The organism is Sphingobacterium endophyticum (assembly GCF_009733535.1).
GTDB classification, from domain to species: domain Bacteria; phylum Bacteroidota; class Bacteroidia; order Sphingobacteriales; family Sphingobacteriaceae; genus Sphingobacterium; species Sphingobacterium endophyticum.
This window is the reverse complement of the sequence record NZ_SMMI01000016.1, coordinates 76,839-100,354: the sequence shown is the minus strand read 5'-3', so window position 1 is coordinate 100,354 and position 23,516 is coordinate 76,839. Positions and strand designations below refer to the sequence as shown.

The window sequence follows — 23,516 nt, the reverse complement described above, 5'->3', positions numbered from 1 at the left end:
AGCCCTTCGGGCATCAATAGGGAGAGTAATTTACGTTCGGCTTCTTGCAAGGGATATCTGTATTAAAGATGCTAAACTAAGAAATTTTTAACATTCCCCCCAAGAATTCAGCTTGGTCCATAGCTTTCAACTTTAAAGGGTTGGATAGATGTTTTGGGACCCTATTTTAGGGTTAAATACAAAAAAGGAGGCCTTTTGGACCTCCTTTAACCGGGTAAGTAATGGGGCTCGAACCCACGACCCCTAGAACCACAATCTAGTGCTCTAACCAACTGAGCTATACCTACCGTGATTTTGTGATACAAAAGTATAACTATATTCTATATCCTCCAAATGTTTTTGTGCTATTCATGGCTTTAATTATCGAAAAACCTCATTTCTAATAAGATATTTTTATTTATAGTTCTGATCAATGGAATAAATGGCCATATTATTAATGATTTTGTCAAATAATTGCTAGAATCCTTTAATACTTGATTCGGGAAACTCAGTGAAGAAATGGTATAAGGGTAATTTTTCGGTTGTATGGACTGTCAAGCATCTAGGATTCCAATAGACAATAAAAGGTTCATCTTGAGGAATGAAATTTAGGTGGCCTGACTCAATATTGTTGAATATTAATTAATCCTTATTTGATTTTCAAAAGATGTTTAAACTTTAATTTTTAATGTTTAAACGGGTAAATTTATTTTTATTTATGTAATTTATTTAATAAAAAGGAGTTGTGAGTTAAAAATTTCAATAAAGTATGCACGAAATTGCATCTGAATTGTTAATTTAATAAGGACTTACCAAAAGCCCTTGATCATTTAGTAGATAAACATAAGTTAGAAAGGAGAATCAAATGGATCAAAGTCAATTAGTAAAAGCATGTATTGAGGAGTGTAAGAGATGTGCAATCGCTTGTTTGGAATGTGCACATGCATGTTTGAACGAAAAGGACGTTTCTATGATGCGAGAATGCATACAAACTGATTTGGAATGTTCTGAAATTTGCCATACGACAGCCAAACTGCTGTTGTTTTCGAGTAAGTTTAGCAATGAAATTGTTAAACTATGTCAGTCAGTTTGTGAAGCATGTGCCGAGGAATGTGAAAAGCATGCACAACATGGAATGGAACATTGCCGCAAGTGTGCTGAAGCATGTAGGGATTGTGCTGAAGCATGTAAGAAATTAGTGGCTTAGATTTGTATTAAAATAAGATTTATCAGGGTTAGTGAAATTTCTGTTTAAAAAATTAATAAAGATATAATCTGGATTTCACTAACTCTGTTTGACCAAATTATTAAATTAAACCAATTAGTTTTTATGGAACATGTCATTTGCTTTTCCATAAAATGAGCGTATTAAGATCTTAAATTGTGAAACTATGATTAGCAAAAACATACTAGTAGATTCTGCGCTGGTAGGCACCATCCACTTTTATGCCTATGTATTCAATACAGATGATGGTGTTACAGGTTTCGGTTTTTTTCCAAACAACGGACCACGCCCCATATTTTTTCTGCTAAATTGTAGCGGAAATAAGATTTCCCTACATTTTGATGAAGAATTAATCATGATGATCTGTCAGCAGAGTAAATTCAGTACCCAGGAGAAAAGAATGTTGTTTACTGAGTTTTTGGAATATGCTTCTAGGATGGAACGAAAAGCAGCGCGTTTAGTTTTTAGAGATTCTAAAATGAATTATTTGGCGGATTCTCGAGAAATGGTCAAATATAAAAGAATGTATGTTCATTATAAAGATCCTTTACAAACAACGGAATCTAATCGAGTCTTTGCGGGATAGTTTCAATTTCTTGGATTGATTTTTTAAGGATTTTAATGATAGTTTCCATTTCAGAGAAATCCAAGTTTCCGAATCCGATTCGCATTGCTTGCATATTTTTTTGTTGGTATAATAGTGTCTTAGGTATAAAAAGATTATTTTTTGCAGCTTGATTGCTTAATCGCAGAAGATTGATTTCTTTTTTCCATTTTATCCAAAAAGCTAATCCACCATTTGGTACATGAAAGTCAATGAGAGACCCCAGCTCTTGAGTCAACAGATTGGCCATAACATCTCGTCTTTGTTTATATATTTTTATTGATTTTTTGAGGTGCCTATGGATAACTCCTTCTTCAAGCATTTCCCCTAAGGCTTGTTCCATTAAAATATCTCCTTGCCTATCTATAATTCCTAATAGTTTTTTCATTTCAACCATTAAATTATTTGGAGCAACAATAAACCCTGTTCTAAAACCAGGGGCTAAAGATTTCCCGAATGAACTAACATAAATAACCATTCCTTTCTGGTCGGTTGTGGCTAATGGTAGTAGTGGTTGTCTGTCATACTGAAAGTCGTAGTCATGGTCATCTTCTACGATAATAAATCCGAAACGCAGTGATAGTTGTTGTATTTGCATTCTTTTTTTTGCGGATAAGTTTGCCGTAGTGGGATAGTGATGCTGAGGAGTAATATATACCATCCGGATGGTTTGTTGTTGACAAAGATTTTCCAAAGCATCCACATCAATTCCATCATCCTCCAAGGGGACTGTTTTTATTTTGCTGCCAGACTTTTGAAAAATCATATTTGCCGCAAAATAGCTTAATTCAGCAACGACAATTGTATCACCTTCAGAAAGTAGAATTTCAGAAATTATGAAAAGGCTCATTTCTATGCTTCGACTGATCAGGAGATTAGACTTTTCGATTTGCAATCCTCTGGAGCTTTGAAGATAGTGTAGCATCTGCTCCTTAAAATATTCGCTGCCCTCTTGGTTATAATAACCCATTTTCGAACGATTAATCTTTCTTTTCATATTGGAACTATAAAACCGAGATTGGTCTTCAAGATGAGTCAATCGAATATCGGGGCTGCCGTCATTTAAGATATATTCACAGTTTGTATGTTCAAATGGGCTATCTAGCAGAATTGATTTATTGAAATGATAACCTGTTTCAGTGGGATACTGTTTCTTAGTGTTGGATGCATTTTCATGTTGTGTTGGAATTTGAGAAGAAACAAATGTTCCTTTATTCGGTAGTATTTCAACCCAGCCTTGAGCAAATAGCTCATCAAAAGCGGCAGAAATTGTATTTCGATGAACTGAAAGCAATTCACTTAAAGCCCTGCTGCCCAATATTTTGGTTTTTGGGGTTAATTTTCCAGTAGCAATAGCCTGGATGAATTGATTTGCTATCTGGAGGTAAATGGGAGTGGAAGAGTTTCTATCGATGTGAATGAAACTTTTAAAGGGAATATCGACCGGACTATTCATTTTATCAAAACTGGTACCTATTAACCATCCGACAAGGTAGTATTTTTGGATTTATTTTAAAAATATGGAAGAAATTATTGAGAAAATAGTGCTTAATAAAGATTTGCATGCAAAATGGCTAAACACATTATCCTTTATGGAAAATGCAGGTGCAAGAAAGATTTCTGCATGTGAAGATAAGATAGCTACCAGTCTCATTCAATTGAAGCATGCAGCTGAAGAACATAGACATGCATATTATTTAAAAAAGCAGATTTCCAAACTGGAGGTAACCGGCTTTGACTTTTATAAACCAGAAACGCTTTTGGGAGGACAAATTTCGCAACAGTACCTACATCGTTTGGATGTCTTAGCTAGTAAGTATCTAAAAAGTCAATTTAGCATAGTCGGACAGGATTTGAAATATGCAGCTTATTTATTCGTAACCTATGCTATTGAGGTCCGAGCAGATGAGCTATATCCGATTTATCAAAATATTCTTTCAAAGCATAATTCCAAGGTCATGGTCAAATCAATAATTCTAGAGGAGGAAGGTCATCTCGAAGAAATGATCTTGCAATTAAATGAATTCGATAAGAATTGGAAAGTGCATTCATCTATTGTCAATGGGATTGAAGAGGTTTTATTTCGGAATTGGATGGATGTAATTTCTGACGAGATAGGGTTGCATGAATTTGCTGAATAATCGATTGCTTCAGGAGCTGAAAAAGCGAGAAGAAGAGGGAAGATTGAGGAAGCTTTCTGTTGCAAATCAAGGAATTGATTTTTGGTCCAATGATTATTTGGGATTCGCTCGCAACATGGATCTTCAAAAACGCATTTTAGAGTTTGTGAATAGTCATTCTGAAGTATGTTCTGGATCAACAGGTTCACGATTGATTTCTGGAAATACGGCCTTTGTCATGGATGTTGAGGATTATATTGCAAGGAAACATCGAGTAGGTTCGGTATTATTATTTCCATCGGGTTATGTCTCGAATCTTTCATTTTTTTCCAGTATTCCTCAAAAATCAGACTGCGTGCTTTTAGATGAAAAGATTCATCGATCGGTGATAGATGGTTGTCGTTTATCAGGTGCAAAGCGATGGAAATTTAGACATAATGATTTAAATCATCTGGAGGACTTAATTCGAAGGAGTTCGGGGCAAGTTTGGGTTGCTGTGGAGAGTCTTTATTCTATGGATGGTGATTTTGCACCATTGAGAGAGTTGGTCGGATTATGCAAGAAGTATGAGGCTTCCTTAATTGTGGATGAAGCCCATGCCATCGGAACTTTTGGTTTAGGGCTGATTTCGAGCTATGGGTTGATGGATGATGTTTTTGCATGCATAGTAACTTATGGGAAAGCCATGGGACAATCCGGGGCAGCTATTTTGGGTTCCCATGAATTGAAATCCTATCTGGTCAATTTCGCTTCACCCTTTATCTATAGTACAGGCATGCCTGATTTTCATGCAGGAAGCATTAAGCTCAGCTATGAGTTTTTAGAGGAAAATGGGTCTTATGGACAGGCTTTGCAGCAAAATATTAATCGGTTTTTAAATGAAGGTGCAAAGGAAGGGAAACTAGAAAGTCCTATTAGGCCGATTCGTTTTGAAAATATATCCGATTTGGGAAAAGCGATGGAATTATTGTCGGAAAATAAGATTTTGAGTTATGCTGTCAAATCGCCCAGTGTAGCGAAACATGAAGAAATGATCCGAATTAATTTGCATTCATTTAATCATCCAGATGAAATAAATCTATTGAAGGAAATAATTAATGAGTTTAAGAATGAATAGGCGTTATTTTATTACGGGAATTGGGACATCAGTAGGAAAGACCATTGCTTCGGCGGCTTTAGCAAAGTTCTGGGGGGCAAGTTATTGGAAGCCAATACAATCAGGTGATTTAGAAAATAGTGATAGTCAAATTATAAGGATTTTAGTAGGCAGGGAAGTCGTCATTTACCCAGAACAGTTTAAATTAAATATTGCCGCTTCACCACATTATTCGGCAGAGATCGATGAGGTTCGGATAAATTTAAATGATTTCAAAATCCCACTTCAAAAAGGAGATTTAATTGTTGAAGGAGCAGGCGGAGTATTTGTACCGATCAATGAAAATGAATTTATTATTGATTTGATTGAATATCTAAATCTTCCGGTGATTTTGGTCTGTTCAGATTATTTAGGAAGCATCAACCATAGTTTAATGACATTTCAGGTTCTCCAACAAAGAGGAATTGAAGTTTCATATATTTTATTGAACGGGGATTTTAAAGATTCTACCAAAAGAATCTTATTAAAAAATAAACCAGAAGGCAGTCGGGTAATTATGTTGTCGAAGTTGGAGGAATTAAGTTCAAAGGGATTATCTGCGGCATTGGAAAATATAATAATTGAGAATTAAATAAGAAATGAAAGATTATAAAGAATTGAGACACGATTGGACTAAGGAAGAATTATTGGCCATATATAACAAGCCGCTCTTAGGGTTGGTATATGAAGCTGCAACGGTTCATCGGCATTGGCATAATTTCGAAGAGGTGCAAATATCGACTTTGTTATCTGTTAAAACAGGAGGATGTCCAGAGGACTGTTCATATTGTGGTCAGGCGGCAAGATATCATACGGACATCAAAGTTCAAGCATTGTTGCCAAAGGAAACGGTTTTAGCTCATGCTCAAAAGGCGAAAGATAATGGATCAACTAGGTTTTGTATGGCAGCGGCATGGCGCGAAGTTCGAGATAATCGGGATTTTGATAGAATCCTTGAGATGGTAAGCGGCGTGAATGCTATGGGATTAGAGGTTTGTTGTACCTTGGGTATGTTGACCGAGGATCAAGCAAAGAGGTTGCAGGAGGCGGGATTATATGCATACAACCATAACCTGGATACGTCCGAGGAATATTATAATGAGATAATTTCGACTCGAAAATTTGATAACCGGATAGAGACGATAAAGAATGTGCGTAAAGTAGGTATTACGGTATGTTCAGGAGGTATAATAGGATTAGGTGAAAATGTTTCTGATCGAATCTCGATGCTACGAACATTGGCAAATATGGAAACACATCCAGAGTCTGTACCCATTAATGCTTTGGCCAGAGTAGCAGGAACCCCATTGGAGGATTTACCAAAAGTTGATATTTGGGATATGGTTCGGATGATAGCTACGGCAAGGATTGTGATGCCGGGATCAATGGTTAGATTAAGTGCAGGTCGGATTGAAATGACAGAAGAGGAGCAGGCGTGGTGTTTTATGGCAGGGGCGAATTCAATATTTACTGGGGAAAGGCAAACTTTGTTGGTGACACCAAATCCTGGGGTTAGTGAGGATATGGAAATGTTAAAGAATTTAGGATTGCGAGCAATGGATAAGAAAAAGGAGGTGAATTGCAGCAGCAATGGATAGACCGTGATGTAGCCGTTAACTGGCATCCTTATTCTCAAATGAAGACAACACTTCACCTTCCCATAAAAAGTGCTAAAGATGCGTATTTATTTGATATGGAAGGAAAGCGTTATTTAGACATGATTAGTTCGTGGTGGGTGACACTGCATGGGCATTCAAATTCGTATATCGCAGATCGAGTATATGAACAACTGAATACCTTAGAACAGGTGATTTTTGCTGGTTTTACACATCAATCGGCCATTGAATTATCTGAAAGGTTATTAGCTTTGTTGCCTTCCAATCAAAAGAAAGTATTTTATTCTGATAATGGTTCAACGGCCATTGAAGTGGCATTAAAGATGTGTATTCAATTTTCTTTTAATCAGGGTAAGAAAAAAAATAAAATCATAGCATTTAAGAATGGGTACCATGGAGATACTTTTGGAGCGATGTCGGTCAGTGCTCGGGGACAATGGACATTGCCTTTTACAGACCTGTTGTTTGATGTCATTTTTATTGACCCTCCGACATCAGAAAACTTAGGAGAAAGTAAGCGTATAATATCAGAAAATGCGGAAGATATAGCCTGTTTTATTTATGAACCTTTGGTTCAGGGGGCAGGAGGGATGTTGATGCATGCTGCAGAAGATTTATCCGAATTGATGCGGTATTGTCGGACTTTAGGGATTAAGATGATACAAGATGAGGTTTTCGTAGGATTCGGTAGAACGGGGACCTTATTTGCTGCAGACCAATTATCCGAATCAGCTGACCTTATGTGTTTTTCAAAAGGACTTACAGGAGGTACCATGCCTATGGGAATTACAACATGTACAGATGAGTTGTATCAGGCCTTCTATTCAGAAGATAAAAAACTGGCATTATTTCACGGACATTCATTTACTGCTAATCCAATTGCATGTGCAGCAGCATTGGCAAGTCTTGATTTATTGATGTTGGATAGTACAAAGAAAAATATTTCTAGGATTGAAAGGTCGCATTCGGAATTTGTAAAAATTTTGAAAGGTACACTTAAAGTTGAAAAGGTTCGGCAGAAAGGTACTATTTTAGCGTTTGATTGGAACAATGGTCAAAAAACTTCCTATTTTAACCAAATTCAGGACAAGTTATTTCATGTTTTTATGAATAAAGGCATACTTTTGAGGCCTATGGGAAATGTAGTTTATTTATTGCCCCCATATTGTATAAAACAAGAGGATTTAGAATATACCTACAAAACTATTCTGGAAGTATTGGATCAAGATATTTAAAAAACTATTTGATAATAGTAGTGTGACTGAAAAGGCTTGCTGGGGAAACTCAAGCAAGCCATTTTCTTAAATCTAATTAATTTTCTTTTCTGCAATCATATTATAGGCATTACCATCAAACTTAAAGGTTTCTTGCTTTTTGGATACTTTAAATTTAATTTCATCTGCAGGATTATCGAGCTCATATTCTTCAGCTTCGCCTTCTTCTATGGTTTTGAGAATGATATCATTTCCTAATTTATGGTCTTTGGGAAAGATTAATTCTTCTACATAATAGAAAACTCCAGCATCAGAGACCCCTGTCAATTTTGGAAGGCTTCTAAACTGAGTTCCATCCCATGAAAAAAGATTGTTTTCAGTAGCTATTCCACAAGCTTCACCCATAAAATTTATGGCATATATATTTTTAGCATGATCAATCCCCATAGGTTCTAACACTTCCCCAGAAGTATAGGATTGTTCCCCGGGATAGTATGCAAATCCTTTATTTCCAATTAATTTGCGATGTTTGTCAAGTACCTTCGCTTCAACCCAATAGTAGTTAGATTCTTCAGGAGACTTCCATGCAAAACCATACATGAATGTTTGGCCTGTGCTTGGATCGATGGTATAATCAAGACTCAATAAACCGATCCATATATATCCAATTTTCTTTTCAGAATTAATATTGAATTCAACTTTATGCCAAGGAAGGTACATTCCACGCAGTGATGTTGGATTCAATCCTTCCTCCTCAATGAATTTTACTTCGGTACCTAAAGTTAGGGAATCAATCAATGAGCTTTTGGAAGATGGTTGGGAACGGATATAGGCTATATTTGAGAATATCAATGCCGTACTATCTTTAGTCGTATGATATAAATTAAAATCACTATTTACTAAATATGCAGCAGGTTCTTCTTGGGATTTTGCCTTCATGCTGAAAAGTAAAATCAGAATAAAAAGGGTTAAGAGGCGTGGAGTAAATTTCATATAATCTAAATGCTATTGATTACAAATTTAAGAACATAATTCATGTTAAAAAATGGCTGAAAACAGCTAAAGTTGAATTTAAATTTATTGTTTTAAAAATATTTGACAATTAGATGTATTTTGTATGTTGTTGATTAACAGTGAAATGCTTGGTGTTCAGTTTGAGAATTAAAAATGTCTATTAAAAAGATATAGTTTTTTATGCCGGATGTAGTCTACTAATTAGGTAGATTTTATATATTTGCAAAAGAATTTAAAGAACATGTATTACACTTTTATACAAATATCACAACGAATGTGCTTAGGGGATAGCTAAGATAAAAGGAACTATCTCCAATAATTCGCTTTTTCAATTTATTAATCCAACACAAATTATTTACATGAACAGGACGACATATTTATATCTCGTAGGGCTATTATTTGCTTTCGGAATTTCGCAGGCACAAGCTCAACATATTCAAAGGGGAAAGGTACTGGATGAGCTAAATAGGGCAGTATCTGGTGCAACGATTGTTGAAAAATCTTCACAAAAACAAGCACAGACAGATGGCCAAGGCCAATATACTATTGAGTCATCCAATCCACAAGCCCAGTTATTAATTAGATTTTTAGGATATAAAGATCAAAATGTAACAGCTACATCCGGACAGGAGCTGACAGTTATATTAGAACCAAGCAATGATGTACTCGATGAGGTAGTTGTTACAGCATTAGGTATTTCAAGAGAAAAGAAAGCATTAGGATATGCTGTTCAGGAGGTCAAGTCGACGGAATTGCAGACTAGACCAACAAATGCTATGGCAGCCTTGCAAGGAAAAGTTGCGGGTTTGCAGATTATTTCATCTGGTGGAAATATGGGAGGATCTACCCGTACATTATTACGAGGTATAAACTCAATTGCTGGAAGCAATCAACCATTATATGTGGTAGATGGTACTCCGATTGACAATTCAGATTTGAATTCGTCGGCTACGATTAATGGCTCCGCAGGGAAGGATGTCGGAAATATGATTCAGGATTTAAACCCTGATGATATTGAAAATATTTCAGTGTTAAAGGGGCCATCAGCAGCAGCATTGTACGGATCTAGAGCTTCGAATGGAGTAATTTTAATAACTACAAAACGTGCGGGAAAAGGTGAACAAGTAAGCATAGATTTAAATACAGGCTTGGAATTTGAAAATATTACAAGGCTTCCAAAACGTCAGCATTTATATGGACAGGGTTATTCTGAGACCTTTCAAACAGTTAATATTGATGGTAAAGATTATAAAATTGTGGACTATGCCGCAGATGAAAGTTGGGGTCCAAAATTGGATGGTACAGCAGTTTTACAATGGTATAACTTAAACCCGGAGGATGCTGCAGATTATTTAAATCCATCAGCATGGGTATATCCGGAACATGATGTTCAGTATTTTTTCAACACAGGATTGGCAAATACCAATAATGTTGCGATTTCAGGAAATTCAGGAAATACAAACTACCGTTTTTCGTATACGAATAAAAATGTCAAAGGAACTGTTCCGAATTCTACATTAGGAAGGAATACGCTGAATTTTTCTGGAGGGACCAAGCTTGGAAAATTAAGTATCAATTCTAGTATAAATTATATTCATAACAATTCACTAGGAAAACCATGGACAGGGGCATCAAACCGAAATATAATATTAGAGGCATTTCAATGGGGTGCTGTTCAGGTAGACTATAAACGTCTTGAAAATTACAAGCGCGCGGATGGAACCCCATTGGCATGGAATAGAACAGGCTGGCAAAATACTCCAGCCGCCGAAGCTACTCGCTTTATAGATAATCCGTATTGGTCAGCATATGAAAGTTATTTAGAAGAGAAGAGAGATAGGTTTTATGGGAATATTGGTGCGCAATATGAAGTTACTGATTGGTTGCAAATTGGAGCCAAAGTACATGGAGATATTTATCAATTCAATACCCAAGATCGTATTGCTGTATATTCAAGGAGTGCATCCCAATACGAGGAGAGTAGCAATAAATTGAATGAATATAATTATGAATTTTTAGCGACTGCCAAAAAGAATTGGGATAAGATTTCATTGGTTGCAAATGCAGGGGCAAACTTAAGAAACCAAAGTAGGAAAGTGGACTATGGAATTACACAAGGAGGCTTGATCGTTCCAAATTACTATAACTTAAAAAACGCTTCTACGGTCAAAGTTGAAAACTTCACATATAATCGAAGAATCGCATCCCTTTATGGAAGTGCTTCATTAGGATATAATGATATTTTATTTGTTGATGCTACAGTTAGAAATGATTGGTCATCAACATTGCCAACACACGCGAATTCTTTTATTTACCCATCATTCACAGGAAGTTTTGTCTTTTCTCAATTGCCTGCCGTCCAAAACTTAGGCTGGTTGTCATTTGGTAAAGTTAGATTAGGTTGGGCACAAGTAGGAAATGATACAGATCCATATCAATTGTATAAAGCTTACGATGTAGAACAGTCTTTCGATGGGAAGCCATCTAATAAATTGCCAGCAACCTTAAATAATGCTGACTTAAAGCCAGAAATTACCAGCTCCTGGGAAACAGGTTTAAGTTTACAATTCTTTAAGAACAGATTAGGATTAGATGTTACCTATTATAACAATACATCAAGAAATCAGATTTTGCCAATTCCAGTTTCTTCCGCATTTGGATATGAAGCTAAGGTGCTGAATGCAGGGAAAGTTGAGAATAAAGGGGTAGAAGTTATTTTAAATGGTACACCTGTTAGGAATGATAATTTTGAGTGGAACAGTAGTTTGAACTGGTCTAGAAACAGGAATAAAGTTTTGAAATTAGATGAGTTGGTAAATACGTTGACCTTGAGTTCTTCCTTAATCAATTTGGTTGCTAGAGAAGGTCAGCCATACGGGCAATTATTGGGTTATGACTTTGTCTATGCAGAAGGGGAAAAAGTAGTTAAGGAAGACGGTACATATATGAGAACATCACAATTAGTGCCATTAGGTTCTGTATTGCCAGATTATTTATTTGGATTCCAAAATAATTTCAGGTATAAAAATTTCAATTTTGGGTTTTTAATTGATGGACGTGTAGGAGGAAGCTTCTATTCACAAACGTATAATGTGGGAATGTATTCGGGGATATTGGAACGTACTGCGGAAAATAATGTCCGTGAGGAAGGGTTGATTTTAGATGGGGTGAAGGCGGATGTCGTATTCAATGCCGATGGAACCTACTCTACAAGCAATGTCCGTGAAAATGATACTAGAATTACAGCTCAACAATGGGGCAGAAATGAATCTACAGGTCCAACTACCTTTTCAATCTTCGATGGAACATTCATTAAGCTTAGAGAGGTGACATTCGGCTATACGATTCCATTGAATCAGCCAAAAGTTATCAAAGGAATTAGGTTATCCGCTTATGCGCGTAATGTTTGGAATATTTATACAAAGAGCAAATACATCGATCCTGAGTTTGCAAACAGCAGTGGAAATGTTCAAGGTATTGAAGGTGGAAATATCCCTACTCCATTGACCTATGGATTTAATGTTAACCTTAAATTTTAAGCTAGATACTTATGAAAATTAAACATATTCTATATACAACTCTTTTGGGCTTGAGCTTTGTATCTTGTTCTAAAGAAACATTCAATGAGATTAATACGGATCCTAATAGGCCGTCAAAGGTACCTACGCCAAGCTTGTTTTTATCCGCTGAGCGTCAGGTGGTCAATGCATTGAGAAGTGAAAATATTCATTTTAGAGGAGCGCAGTTATTTGCACAATATTTCAGCCAAAATATCTATACGGATCAATCAAGGTATTTAATATCAGCCAATTATTCAGATGATTATTGGACCAGTACGTATAAAGCATTGAACAACTTAAATGAAATTATTGTATTGAATGAAGATGCAAGTACCAAAGTTGAAGCTCAAGCAAATGCTGCGGGATTGAATTCTACTCAAATCGCTATTGCAAGGGTATTAAAGTCTTTTACATTTCATTCACTAACGGATGTCTTTGGGGATATTCCTTACGAGTCTTATGGTAATCAGGATGCAGATTTTGAGGCATTAAAACGTAATCCCGATATTTTGACACCTAAATATGCGTCACAAGAAAAGATTTATAAGGACATTTTGAATGAGCTCAAGATCGCTGCGGATACTTTAGGTAAATACAAATCGGGTGTGACTTTTGGAACATCGGATATTATATATCAAGGAAAGAATGAAAACTGGTTTAAGTTTGCAAATTCATTGCGTCTTCGATTAGCAACCCGTATTTTAAATAAAGATAAGGCATTGGCTACACAGCATATAGAAGATGCAATAAAGAAAGGTGTATTTACATCCAATGCAGATAATGCAGGATTTGTTTATTCTCAGTCTTCGCCATACGAGGCTCCACTTTTTAGAGCAACCGTTACAGCTAACAGAAAGGATTTTGCAGTATCTCATGTATTGATTGATGTTTTAAAAGGAGATCGTGGGCCATTTAAAATTGCGGATCCACGTTTGAGCAAATATGCTAAGCCAAATAGTAAAAATGTCTATAAAGGTCAGCCGTATGGACTTCCATTAGCGGCAGGGAATTTATTTCCTTTGGACAGTATTTCTCTACCGAGCGAGATCATCAACAAAGCGAATGCAAATGAAATTTTACAGGAATATGCTGAGGTGGAATTTTTAATATCAGAGTATAAAGGTTGGGATCAAGGGAACTATGAGAAAGGAGTTAAAGCAAGTTTAGAGCGTTGGGGAGCGAGTACGAATGAAGTTAGTTCATACCTAGATAAATTACCAAAGGCGAATAAGGAGAATGTTCTTTCGCAAAAATATTTAGCACTTTATGGTCAAGGGATTGAGTCTTGGACCGAGATTCGAAGAACAGGTTATCCACTGTTTTTGGTTAAGAAAGGAGATGTTGTTTGGAGTGGAAATGTCCAGGGTAAACCAGTTTCCTATACCTTTAATCCAGAAGTCGGAAATGTAATTCCAAGTCGCTTAGTTTATCCATTAAAGGAACAGAGTACCAATAAAGCAAATTATCAATCTGCATTATCTCAGCAAGGTGACGATGTACAGTTCACTAAGTTGTGGTGGAATAAATAAAGAATTGCTGATTAGCAGAAAAAAATAGTCCTTTTTAAAAGGACTATTTTTTTATTGCAGACAGTGCATAGACCATTGGAATAATTCCTTGTAATTCCTTGATCTGAAACTTTCCAGGTTCAAATTCTACGGTATTGTTAAAGCAGTTGTATGGAGAATAGTCGAATTCTTCAAAAGATTCAATAGAAAGTCCATTGTTTAATAGTGCTTTGAATACATCGGATAAGGGGTGGTTCCAAGAGATTTCTTTAGCTTTAATGGGAGCATTTCTGTCAGCATAAGTTCCTTCATTTGTTTCAATAATAGCTCCATCATTGAAATATGAATATTTGAATTTGCTGAAGTCATATTCAAACATCCAAATGACGGGGTGAAATTCAACAAAAATAAGTTTTCCATCAGGTTTAAGGCATCTTCTAATTACGGCAGCCCATTTATTCAAATCTGGGAGCCATCCAATAGTTCCGTAGCTAGTAAATACAATATCAAACTGTTCATTTAAGCTATTTGGAGCATCAAATACATCCGAGCAAATAAAAGTAGAATCCAGGTTTAATTGTGTGTTTAGTTGTTTTGCTACATCAATTGCTTTATCGGAAAGGTCGAGACCGGTAGTTTTTGCTCCCATTCTGGCTAGGGAAAGTGTATCCTGTCCGAAATGACATTGAAGGTGGAGGATCGATTTATCCTCGATATTACCTAATAGGTTCAATTCAATAGAATTTAAAGAGTTTTTACCTGCTAAAAATTCTTTATTATTATAAAAATCACTATCTACATGCGCTTCTGTTTTTTCATTCCAAAGTTGCTTGTTAATTGATTTATAGTCTTCTTGGTCGTTCATAATTAATTATCGGATGTGTTTGCATTTCTTTTTTCAGCAGCCATCTCTTTGTCGTCGGCTGTGGCATCTAACTGGTTGTTCTCTTGTTCGCTTTCGGCAGTTTTTTCAAACTGTATATGCACAAATATAGGATAATGATCAGAATCGTAATTGTCTAATTTTCTTAAATCTCTCAGTTTGAAGTCGGCAGAAATAAAAGCATGGTCTAAGGGGAACTGCAAAAGAGGCTGTTTGGCATGAAATGTATTGTAAAACCCTCTTCCACGACGAGGGTCAAGGAGTTCACTCATTTTGAGGAATAATTCGGTGGTATAACTCCAAGCGACATCATTCAGATCCCCGATGACAATTACCGGTAACTCACAATTTTTGGCTTTCTCTGCCACCATCAATAATTCCTTATCTCTTTCAGTTGATCGAGGGTTTTCGTTTGGTACGGGAGGTGTGGGGTGGACTGCATAGACTTGGATTAACTGACCGCTTGGGAGTTCAACTTTGCAGTCAATACTCGGGATCTCCGATTCAACTAAATATTTTACTTCCGCATTATGAATTGGGAATTTACAATATAGCAGCATACCATAGGTGTTATCTATTGGGATTTTAACATGGTTAGGATATTCTTTTTCAAGAGAAATCGTTTCCTGATCCCATTTATGGCTAGTTTCTAAAAGAAGTAACAAATCCGGATTGTTTGATTTTATAACATTTAAGCATCCTGTGTAATTCTTATTGTCTTCAAACACATTTGAGATCATTACTTTGATGCTGTTTTGGTCATCAATATTTGTTGCTTTGTATACTTGTTTTTTACCGATTGGTGTAAAAGGTAGAATTTGATAGAGTAGATAAACTGTATTTATTGATAATAAAATAAAATAAATCCAGAGGGTTACATTATTAAAATCAGCATGAATAGCCCAAAGGCAAATCCATAGAATGGATAGGACAAGTTTTTGAATCCTAGGGTATTCGAAAACTCTGAATGTCCAAAAGTCATTTCTAATGAAAGGTAAAATAGTAAAGATGATGAGAAAACTACCGAAAATAATAAGTGCAATATCCATTTCACTAAAATAACAGAAAATAATAATTTGTTTGAGCTGTGCATAAAAACTATTTTCAGTTGGAAACCCTTTTTCCTAAAATCATCAATCCTCTTTCGTTTTCATCTAAGGTTGCAATATTTGGTAAGTTTGCCCATTCTTCGAAACCGAAGTATTTAAAAAGTTTGAGACTAGGTTCATTATGGGAGAATATAAATCCTAATAAGGTTTTAATACCATAGGCAGGTGCTGTAGAAATTGCAAATTCTAGGGCAATCTTTCCTATTCCTTTTCCTCTTACATTTGGGTCTAAATAAATACTTATTTCGACGGTTGAATCATAAGCAGGTCTTCCATAAAAGGATTGATAGCTGATCCATCCAATTATTTCGTTTTTAGATTCAATGACCCATAGGGGCCTTTTATTTGGGTTGTGTTCGGCGAACCATTTTTCTCGGCTCTCAATAGATACAGGATCTAAATCGGCTGTTACCATTCTTGATGCAATAGTTGTATTGTATATTTCAACTATCCTTGGTAAATCTGCTAAAACTGCATCTCTAAAGATAAATTCAGACATCCTATTTTTATTTGATTGTAAATGTAAACTTTTCTTCGTTTAACATTGAGAATAATTACAAGAACGGGATTCTAGAGGAATGTATATGATTTGACCTAATTATGTTTATAGTTGTTAAAGATTTTATTAAATTTCATTCAATCAAAATAGAATCAATTATTTAGGCAATAAATCATTTTGTTATGGAACCAAGAAGTCGAAGAAGTTACGATACATTGAGTGAAGCAGTCAATGATCTACAGAAATCAGGTTATGTCGAAGATTTTCAAGTTCAAGAAGATGGAGAATGTTTGTTCTGTGTAGGACATTCTATGGAATTGTCTCCAGAAGAATTTGTCATAGATGAGATATTTAGATTTGAAGGTATGACAGATCCTGCTGATGAAAGCATCTTGTTTGCGATCTCATCAAAGGATAATTTGATTAAGGGATTAGTAGTAAATAGTTTTGGGGCAGAATTTAGTTTTAGGTCATCAAAATTAGTTGAAGAGCTTAATAAACGAAATAGGGAGATCTAAAATTTTCATCAATAAATTTTCGGAATTTTTAAAATATGCTGATTTGCAGGATGGTACAGGATGGATAAAATTTTGTTTCTTATTAGATTTGGTATAGGGCATTGGTACTGCTTTAAAAATAAAACCTAAACTCAACCTTAGTGAAGGGTTATAATTAGGCTAGGAAAAGCCTAACCTAGTTATAACCCCTAACTTTTAAAACATTCAAGGCGTATAAAATTATATATAACATAGATCATCATTAATTAAATTGGTTCATATGGGTTTTCAACACCCGTTTCTGTAAATTCCCCAAAGCCCTTTGGGGAATTTTTTTATTTAATATTATTTTAGAAGTAGTACATACTTGCTACATTTGAATATGTCATTAGAACAATTTTCAGCATTTACATTTAGAAAGGCGATAGCATCGGATGCTAATTCTATTTGGGGAATTATTAAAGAGGCCATTGATAAAAGGAAGTCGGAGGGAAGTAGTCAATGGCAGGATGGTTATCCAAATTTAGAAGTTGTAAAAACTGATATCGAAAAAGGAAATGGATATATTAGTTTAAACAATGAGGGTAAATTGACGGGATATCTGGCATTGATTTATGATGGTGAACCTGCTTATGAAGCGATTGCAGATCAATGGTTGACAAATAGGCCATTTTCTGTGGTTCATAGGATAGCTGTCAGTCAGGAAAATTATGCTAAGGGACAAGCTACCTGGATGTTAAAAAAGGCTGAAGAGCAAAGTTTACAAGATGGTTTCTTAAGCATAAAAGTAGATACGAATTTTGACAACACAGGTATGTTGCGCGTTTTAGAGAAGTTAGGCTACGTTTATTGTGGAGAAGTTTACTTTCGAGGTAGTGCCAGAAAAGCATTTGAAAAGAAACTAGATGCGTAAATAAAAACGTAAAACTTCTTTATATGTAAGATGTTTCATATTGATTTTTTATAATTTAACTAGGTAATTTTCCTACTCTCATAATTATTTTCCAGGTTACCTGTTTAGCCTCTTCCTCATCTTTCCAAAAGGCAGCTAACTCATCTTTTAGCTTGAATAGTGGATTTTTTTCTTCTTGCTGAATATATCGTTGAGTTGCGGACCAGCTTAAAAGGTGTCCTAGGAAGTCTTGAAGTTTATATTTTTTTCTGATATAAAACTCTGGGGGTTCAATTTCTCGAAAAGGAAATGGTATGGTAGTATATCCTTGTTGAAGGAGTTTAATTTCAGAAGGCCAATATGGTCCTACTATTTTATCGTGGAAATGTTGAGTTATTGGGTCAATATCTTTATTGACCATGGGTACAGCATACGCCCACACTGCAATTATTCCATCTTTTTTAAGCACCCTTTTTGCAGCTTGATAAAATTTATCGATGTCAAACCAATGAATAGCCTGTGCAACCGTGATAATATCGACGGAATGTTCAGTTAATTTAGGTTCTTCGGCTTTTTCAACGTGGTATTGGACTTTTTCATGTTCAAAAGCATTTTTGATTTGAGCTTCGCTCGGATCAGATGCATAGACCTGATTATAGAAATCAGCTAGATGAATGGCAGACTGACCATTTCCGGTTCCACAGTCCCAAGCTAAGTCATGTGCAGGAGTTAAGCCGCTAAGATAATCATACAATTCATGAGGGTATGATGGTCTAAACTGAGCATAAATAGATGCTTGTTTAGAGAAATTGTCGCTAAAATTTGCCATAGTACCTTATTTTACATCTATTTGTCTCTTAAATTTACAAATAATTGATGAGCAAAAGCTATTATAAAAATTAAATTTTATCGTGTTTTGATGAAATAGATTTGATTCGGTAAGATATTTTAAACCTCACAAACCTATCATTTCTCCACTTTGAGTTAATATTACGGCTAATCTTCCTGTTCCATTCGTACGATATTGATTTTGAATATGTCGAATTGCTTCGTCGATCTCAGTAATCTCTTTTACTGGATTATTGAAAATATATTGATGAACAAGAGGGTCAGAATCCATTTCGAACATGTCCAATCTATCAGAAGTGTGTATTTCACGGATTAACAGTTGTTTTGTTTCTAAAATTATATTCATTTGATTTTAATTGTTTTCATGAAATGTATGTATTTATTGATTAATAAATACAGAAAAGAAATTTTTATTTAGGATTACTGCGGTTAATACATCGATTAGTTAACATTAATTTAATATCGTTTTATGATAATTTTATGAAAGAATAAAATATTTTATATAAAATTTAATTTAAAATATTGACAGGGTTTTGTGGGAAAATGTGAAAAAAATATTTTTAAAGTGTTGAAATTAAAATAAATAAGCCAAACTATATAATTTTATGTATATTGAATTGCAATAAATCCTCGATTTTACTTTATTAAAAAAATAATAAAAAAAATATATTAATATTAAATTAATTAAAATATAGTTATTTTTGTAATGGTAATTCCTTTGGGTAATAAAAAGATTTTATTGCGGATTTAATTTGATTTAGCAATGGATTTGAGATTCTATCATTGATATGGATGGATTGGTAATACATTGTGCTAAGAGCAATTACAAACATGATTTGGGGAGGAGTAATAGGCTTTTAAAAATATCATAATTATTAAAATATGGAAATACCAAACAATACCTTGGAGGGGCAGGACCTTGAGAGGAGATTACAGGAAGTTACAGCTAGTTGTTTTACAACAAGTAGTAATCTTGAGAATTTAACAGAGGAGCAGCATGTTCAGATTGTTAAATTATATGATCGAATAAAATATAAAGATATTATCGATCAAGGATTTTGGAGTTTAGGAGGTGGACTTAATCACTACAAATTAAGTTTGAATGAGATCAAGTTAACATTGTTGGAGATTTTATCATCCTGTTCAGATGAGAAAGAGCGTTTAATATTAAAGGAAATATTTTTGTTTCTAAATATTCTTGAGGAACCAAGTTTCTATCAATTATTTGCCTTAAGACAATTGCTTCACTGTCCGGAAGAGATTTTTGACGACAAAGTAAGCGAAATTAAAGGCAATTATTTCAGTTAATCATTTAATATATCAAGACTTTTCGAAAGGCATAAGAAATAAGAGAATTTTCTTAAAATTTAATCTCTTAATTCCTATGTCTTTTGTGTCTTAATTTGCCTAGTTATACTAAAATTCCTAAATTTAGAATGGTAATTACATTGATAAAATCTTGAACAATGTATTGCTGTAGTGAACCAAATAAACTTATATGCTAATAACAAAATTGAGTCCTGAACATGAGGTTTTCAGGGAAAGTCTGCGTTTGTTTATTCAAAAAGAAATAATTCCTCATGTTGATTTGTGGGAAAAGAAGGGTGAGATCGACAAATCAATATGGAAAAAGATGGGTGATATGGGCTATCTAGGATTAATATTTCCAGAACAATATGGTGGATTAGATCTTGATTTTTTTTACTCTCAAATATTTTGCGAAGAGCTTTCACAATGTTTTTCAGGAGGATTTACGATTTCAGCCTTAGTTATTCAATATATGTCTGCACCGTATTTATTGAAATATGGATCAGATTTATTAAAGGAAAAGTATTTACCGAAGGTAATTGCAGGGGAATTGGTAAGTTCAGTTGCGATTACAGAACCAGGTGCTGGATCAGATGTTAAAAATATACAGACTACGGCTTTTGATCATGGGGATTATTTTTTAGTAAATGGATCGAAGACATTTATAACCAATGGCTATTACGGAGATTTTTTCATTACGGCGGTAAAAACTGACCCACAAGCAGGGGCGAAAGGAATTAGTTTATTGGTAATTGACAGAAATACAGAAGGGGTCAGTTCGAATAAAATTCAAAAAATGGGTTGGCTAGCATCGGATACAGCAGAATTGGCATTCGATCAAGTTAAAGTTCCGAAAGATAATTTAATTGGGGAATTAGGTGAAGGATTTAAATATCTGATGGGGGGACTTCAATTGGAGCGCCTAACAGCGGCAATACATAGCTTGTCAACTACTGAGTCGGCGGTTCAGTATACTTTAAAATACATTGAGGAAAGGTCGGCATTTAACAAACAATTGAAGGATTTTCAAGTTATTCGTCATAGAGTAGCTCAGATGATTGCGGATATTGAGGTACTTAAAGCATTTGTATCCCATTGTTGTTCAATGCAAAATCAGCATGTTTATGCGGTAAAGGAATGTTCCATTGCCAAGCTACAATGCAGTGAACTCGCAGTAAAGGTTGTTGGAGAATGTCTTCAATTATTTGGGGGCTATGGTTTTACTGAAGATTATAAGATTTCTAGGCTATATAGAGATGTCAAGGTTGGGACGATTATTGGTGGTACATCAGAGATTATGCTTGAAATCATATCTAAAATATGTATAGATGAATTAACATATAACACATGATTGGAAATCGATCTAAATTAATTGAGCATGAGTAAAATAAAGGAAAGAATTAAGGAACAGATCAGCGTTAGTAAGAATGCTGATGGTGTTTATCAATTAAGATGGATCAACGTCCGTAACAGCCCACATAGTCTTTCGGTAGATGAGTTTAAATTTTGTCTTGAACTCTTAATTTCGGTTTTGAAGAAAAAAGATTGTAAAAGTTTACAATTGATTTTGGAAGGGAAATTTGAAAGCGCTGACTATGAGGAATTAATTGAAGCAGCTAAGAAGGAAAGCTTTGGGAATAAGTTGAACCTCATTAACAAGCTAATTATTGAGTTATCGGAACTTAATAAGCCTACTGTAGTTTTATTTGATAAAAGGTGTACGGGATTAGCGGCAGCCTTTCTTTTGTTATTTGATCGTCGAATCGGGATAGGTCCTAAAGCAAAAATTGGATTTCCCGAAGGAGCATTGGGTATGCTGGCAGGAAACGGGAGTTTTACGAGGCTTATTAACATCATCGATGCTGAGTTAGTTTTTGATTATTTAAGTTCAGGACGAATGATAAAACCTGATGAAGCTGAAATTTCCGGTTTAATTGATGGAAGGATAACTTCATGGGAGCAGGTACAGTTATGGTTGTCTGAAGATTCGAGTAATGGAAATTCAATAAAAAAAATATGGAAAACTGATTCAAAAAATATAAGTTCTGCGCTAGAAAAATTAAATGCAAAGCAACATAAACCATCTTTATTGGTTGAGGTCCTATTAGGTCTACTCCAAAGTTCTTTGGCATTGAAATTTGATGAATTATTATCTAGAGAGCAAACTTCATTTTGTGCATTATTAACTGCAAAGGAAACAACAGCAAGGGTAAGAACCTTTTATTATGCGGTTCAAGATGCGATAGACAAGACCATAGATTTAGAGGATAAGAATAGTATTAGTAAAGTTGGGATCATTGGTGCTGGGATGATGGGTGCTGGCATAGCTTATGAGGTTGCAAAAGCAGGGATAGATGTTGTTCTAAAAGACGTAGAATTACAAAGGGCAGAGAAGGGACGAGCTTATTCAGAAAAAGTTTGTAATAAATTAATAAGCATTCATAAAATGAAGGAGGAGGATAAGCCCAAGATTTTGGAGCGAATTTTACCAACAGAACATATTGAGGATTTAGATGGTTCTGAAATCATTATTGAAGCTGTTTATGAAGATAGACGATTGAAATCTGAAGTTATTAAGGAGGGTAGAGATTATTTGCAGTTAAGTGGAGTTTTCGCATCAAATACAACCTCACTTCCTATAAGTAAATTAGCAAAGAACTTTACTGATCCGAAGCGATTTTTAGGTCTGCATTTCTTTTCTCCTGTCGATCGGATGTCCTTAGTTGAGGTCATTCGAGGGAAGGATACTTCTGAGGAAACCTTGGATAAGGCTCTACATTTTGTAGGCAGATTAAAGAAGATACCTATTATTGTAAATGATGGACATGCATTTTTCACATCTCGAATATTCTTTAATTATCTTTTGGAAGGGATAACGATGTTGTTAGAAGGGATTTCAATGGAAAGAATTGAAGAAGGATCAAGAAGTGCAGGATTTGGTATTGGACCTTTAGCTGTATTGGATGAGATTTCTTTACCGCTTATGGTACATGTATATGACCAATTGCCTGACATGAATTTCAGTCAGAGACGAGTTTATAACTATTTACAGCGAATGATTAAGAAGGGTAGAACTGGTCGTGCATCAAGTCGGGGATTCTACAATTATCCGGATAATAAGCCTAAACAATTTTACCAGGATCGAGAATTAAAATCATTAGATTCCCAGATTTCATCGAAGGATATTCAAGACCGATTGCTGTGTGTAATGGCACTGGATAGTTACCGATGTTTAGAGGAGGGGATAGTAAATAATCCTATTGATGCTGATTTGGGTTCCGTTATGGGTGTTGGCTATCCAGCGCAAACAGGCGGATCAATAAGTTATATTGATACTATCGGGCTGGATGAGTTTGTTAAGAACTGTACAAACTATGCGCAATATGGAGATGAGTGGGAATTACCTGAATCCTTGCTGAAGTTAAGGGATGAAGGCTATCGCTTTTATGATGGTTTTAAATCTAATTGGCCATTAGGATAATAGAGAAGGAAATCATTCTGCAA

Annotated in this window: 21 protein-coding genes and 1 tRNA gene; 14 read left to right on the top strand and 8 right to left on the bottom strand. The window is 35.1% G+C overall.

Annotated features, from left to right (window positions below; translation table 11 throughout):
* Positions 1-213: 213 nt before the first annotated feature.
* Positions 214-287 (bottom strand) — tRNA-His (locus tag E0Y80_RS16980).
* 557 nt (positions 288-844) lie between these two features.
* Here E0Y80_RS16980 and E0Y80_RS16975 point away from each other — a divergent pair.
* Both E0Y80_RS16975 and E0Y80_RS16970 read left to right on the top strand, forming a co-directional pair.
* The gene (locus E0Y80_RS16975) at positions 845-1,186 is read left to right on the top strand and encodes a four-helix bundle copper-binding protein (RefSeq protein ID WP_156308873.1); all 342 of its coding nucleotides are present in this window, start codon (positions 845-847) and stop codon (positions 1,184-1,186) included.
* Positions 1,187-1,370: 184 nt separating this feature from the next.
* Positions 1,371-1,790, top strand: coding sequence for a hypothetical protein (locus tag E0Y80_RS16970; protein WP_156308872.1), 420 nt, complete (start codon positions 1,371-1,373; stop codon positions 1,788-1,790).
* Here E0Y80_RS16970 and E0Y80_RS16965 read toward each other — a convergent pair.
* Entirely contained in the window at positions 1,768-3,264 is a 1,497-nt protein-coding gene (locus tag E0Y80_RS16965; RefSeq protein WP_156308871.1) for an aminotransferase-like domain-containing protein, read from the bottom strand. The two genes, E0Y80_RS16970 and E0Y80_RS16965, sit on opposite strands and share 23 nt — an antisense overlap.
* A gap of 64 nt (positions 3,265-3,328) precedes the next feature.
* On the opposite strand from E0Y80_RS16965, the gene E0Y80_RS16960 reads away from it, so the two are divergent.
* Genes E0Y80_RS16960 through bioA form a run of 5 tightly spaced genes read left to right on the top strand, consistent with a single transcriptional unit; the run spans position 3,329 to position 7,914 of the window.
* Complete coding sequence (locus E0Y80_RS16960) at positions 3,329-3,949, top strand: hypothetical protein (protein ID WP_156308870.1); 621 nt, start codon at positions 3,329-3,331, stop codon at positions 3,947-3,949.
* Entirely contained in the window at positions 3,933-5,045 is a 1,113-nt protein-coding gene (locus E0Y80_RS16955) for an aminotransferase class I/II-fold pyridoxal phosphate-dependent enzyme (RefSeq protein ID WP_156308869.1), read from the top strand. Before E0Y80_RS16960 ends, E0Y80_RS16955 begins: the two co-directional genes overlap by 17 nt.
* Entirely contained in the window at positions 5,038-5,655 is a 618-nt protein-coding gene (gene bioD / locus E0Y80_RS16950; protein WP_156308868.1) for a dethiobiotin synthase, read from the top strand. The genes E0Y80_RS16955 and bioD overlap by 8 nt, the downstream gene beginning before the upstream one ends.
* A 7-nt stretch (positions 5,656-5,662) precedes the next feature.
* Positions 5,663-6,661: a biotin synthase BioB gene (gene bioB / locus E0Y80_RS16945; protein WP_156308867.1), complete on the top strand. Its 999-nt coding sequence runs from the start codon at positions 5,663-5,665 to the stop codon at positions 6,659-6,661.
* A complete protein-coding gene (bioA, locus tag E0Y80_RS16940) occupies positions 6,643-7,914 on the top strand; it encodes an adenosylmethionine--8-amino-7-oxononanoate transaminase (protein ID WP_156308866.1) in 1,272 nt (423 codons plus the stop codon). Before bioB ends, bioA begins: the two co-directional genes overlap by 19 nt.
* Positions 7,915-7,986: 72 nt before the next feature.
* Here the strand turns inward: bioA and E0Y80_RS16935 are convergent, their stop codons facing one another.
* Positions 7,987-8,832, bottom strand: coding sequence for an SH3 domain-containing protein (locus E0Y80_RS16935; protein WP_197091640.1), 846 nt, complete (start codon positions 8,830-8,832; stop codon positions 7,987-7,989).
* A gap of 434 nt (positions 8,833-9,266) precedes the next feature.
* Here E0Y80_RS16935 and E0Y80_RS16930 point away from each other — a divergent pair, with 434 nt between their 5' ends.
* Positions 9,267-12,446 carry a SusC/RagA family TonB-linked outer membrane protein gene (locus tag E0Y80_RS16930; protein ID WP_156308864.1) on the top strand — a complete coding sequence of 1,060 codons (3,180 nt, stop codon included), beginning with the start codon at positions 9,267-9,269 and terminating at the stop codon, positions 12,444-12,446.
* An 11-nt stretch (positions 12,447-12,457) separates the two neighbouring features.
* Positions 12,458-13,996, top strand: a complete 1,539-nt coding sequence (locus tag E0Y80_RS16925) for a SusD/RagB family nutrient-binding outer membrane lipoprotein (RefSeq protein ID WP_156308863.1) — start codon at positions 12,458-12,460, stop codon at positions 13,994-13,996.
* A gap of 43 nt (positions 13,997-14,039) precedes the next feature.
* On the opposite strand, the gene E0Y80_RS16920 is transcribed toward E0Y80_RS16925, so the two are convergent.
* From E0Y80_RS16920 to E0Y80_RS16910, 3 genes are read right to left on the bottom strand one after another with little or no spacing between them, the layout of a single operon-like run.
* Complete coding sequence (locus E0Y80_RS16920) at positions 14,040-14,840, bottom strand: class I SAM-dependent methyltransferase (RefSeq protein ID WP_156308862.1); 801 nt, start codon at positions 14,838-14,840, stop codon at positions 14,040-14,042.
* A 2-nt stretch (positions 14,841-14,842) separates the two neighbouring features.
* Positions 14,843-15,907, bottom strand: coding sequence for an endonuclease/exonuclease/phosphatase family protein (locus tag E0Y80_RS16915; protein WP_156308861.1), 1,065 nt, complete (start codon positions 15,905-15,907; stop codon positions 14,843-14,845).
* 55 nt (positions 15,908-15,962) lie between these two features.
* On the bottom strand, positions 15,963-16,466 hold the full coding sequence (locus E0Y80_RS16910; protein ID WP_156308860.1) for a GNAT family N-acetyltransferase: 504 nt from the start codon (positions 16,464-16,466) through the stop codon (positions 15,963-15,965).
* 182 nt (positions 16,467-16,648) lie between these two features.
* On the opposite strand from E0Y80_RS16910, the gene E0Y80_RS16905 reads away from it, so the two are divergent.
* Positions 16,649-16,984 carry a phosphoribosylpyrophosphate synthetase gene (locus tag E0Y80_RS16905; protein ID WP_156308859.1) on the top strand — a complete coding sequence of 112 codons (336 nt, stop codon included), beginning with the start codon at positions 16,649-16,651 and terminating at the stop codon, positions 16,982-16,984.
* 361 nt (positions 16,985-17,345) lie between these two features.
* Positions 17,346-17,876 carry a GNAT family N-acetyltransferase gene (locus E0Y80_RS16900; protein WP_156308858.1) on the top strand — a complete coding sequence of 177 codons (531 nt, stop codon included), beginning with the start codon at positions 17,346-17,348 and terminating at the stop codon, positions 17,874-17,876.
* 55 nt (positions 17,877-17,931) lie between these two features.
* Here the strand turns inward: E0Y80_RS16900 and E0Y80_RS16895 are convergent, their stop codons facing one another.
* Both E0Y80_RS16895 and E0Y80_RS16890 read right to left on the bottom strand, forming a co-directional pair.
* Positions 17,932-18,684, bottom strand: coding sequence for a class I SAM-dependent methyltransferase (locus E0Y80_RS16895; protein WP_156308857.1), 753 nt, complete (start codon positions 18,682-18,684; stop codon positions 17,932-17,934).
* Between the two features lie 126 nt (positions 18,685-18,810).
* Entirely contained in the window at positions 18,811-19,050 is a 240-nt protein-coding gene (locus tag E0Y80_RS16890; protein WP_156308856.1) for a GNAT family N-acetyltransferase, read from the bottom strand.
* Between the two features lie 536 nt (positions 19,051-19,586).
* Between E0Y80_RS16890 and E0Y80_RS16885 the strand changes: the two genes are divergently transcribed.
* From E0Y80_RS16885 to E0Y80_RS16875, 3 genes are all read left to right on the top strand, one after another.
* Positions 19,587-20,012: a hypothetical protein gene (locus tag E0Y80_RS16885; protein WP_156308855.1), complete on the top strand. Its 426-nt coding sequence runs from the start codon at positions 19,587-19,589 to the stop codon at positions 20,010-20,012.
* Positions 20,013-20,202: 190 nt separating this feature from the next.
* On the top strand, positions 20,203-21,363 hold the full coding sequence (locus E0Y80_RS16880) for an acyl-CoA dehydrogenase family protein (protein ID WP_156308854.1): 1,161 nt from the start codon (positions 20,203-20,205) through the stop codon (positions 21,361-21,363).
* A gap of 27 nt (positions 21,364-21,390) precedes the next feature.
* Complete coding sequence (locus tag E0Y80_RS16875; protein ID WP_156308853.1) at positions 21,391-23,493, top strand: 3-hydroxyacyl-CoA dehydrogenase NAD-binding domain-containing protein; 2,103 nt, start codon at positions 21,391-21,393, stop codon at positions 23,491-23,493.
* Positions 23,494-23,516: the final 23 nt, after the last annotated feature.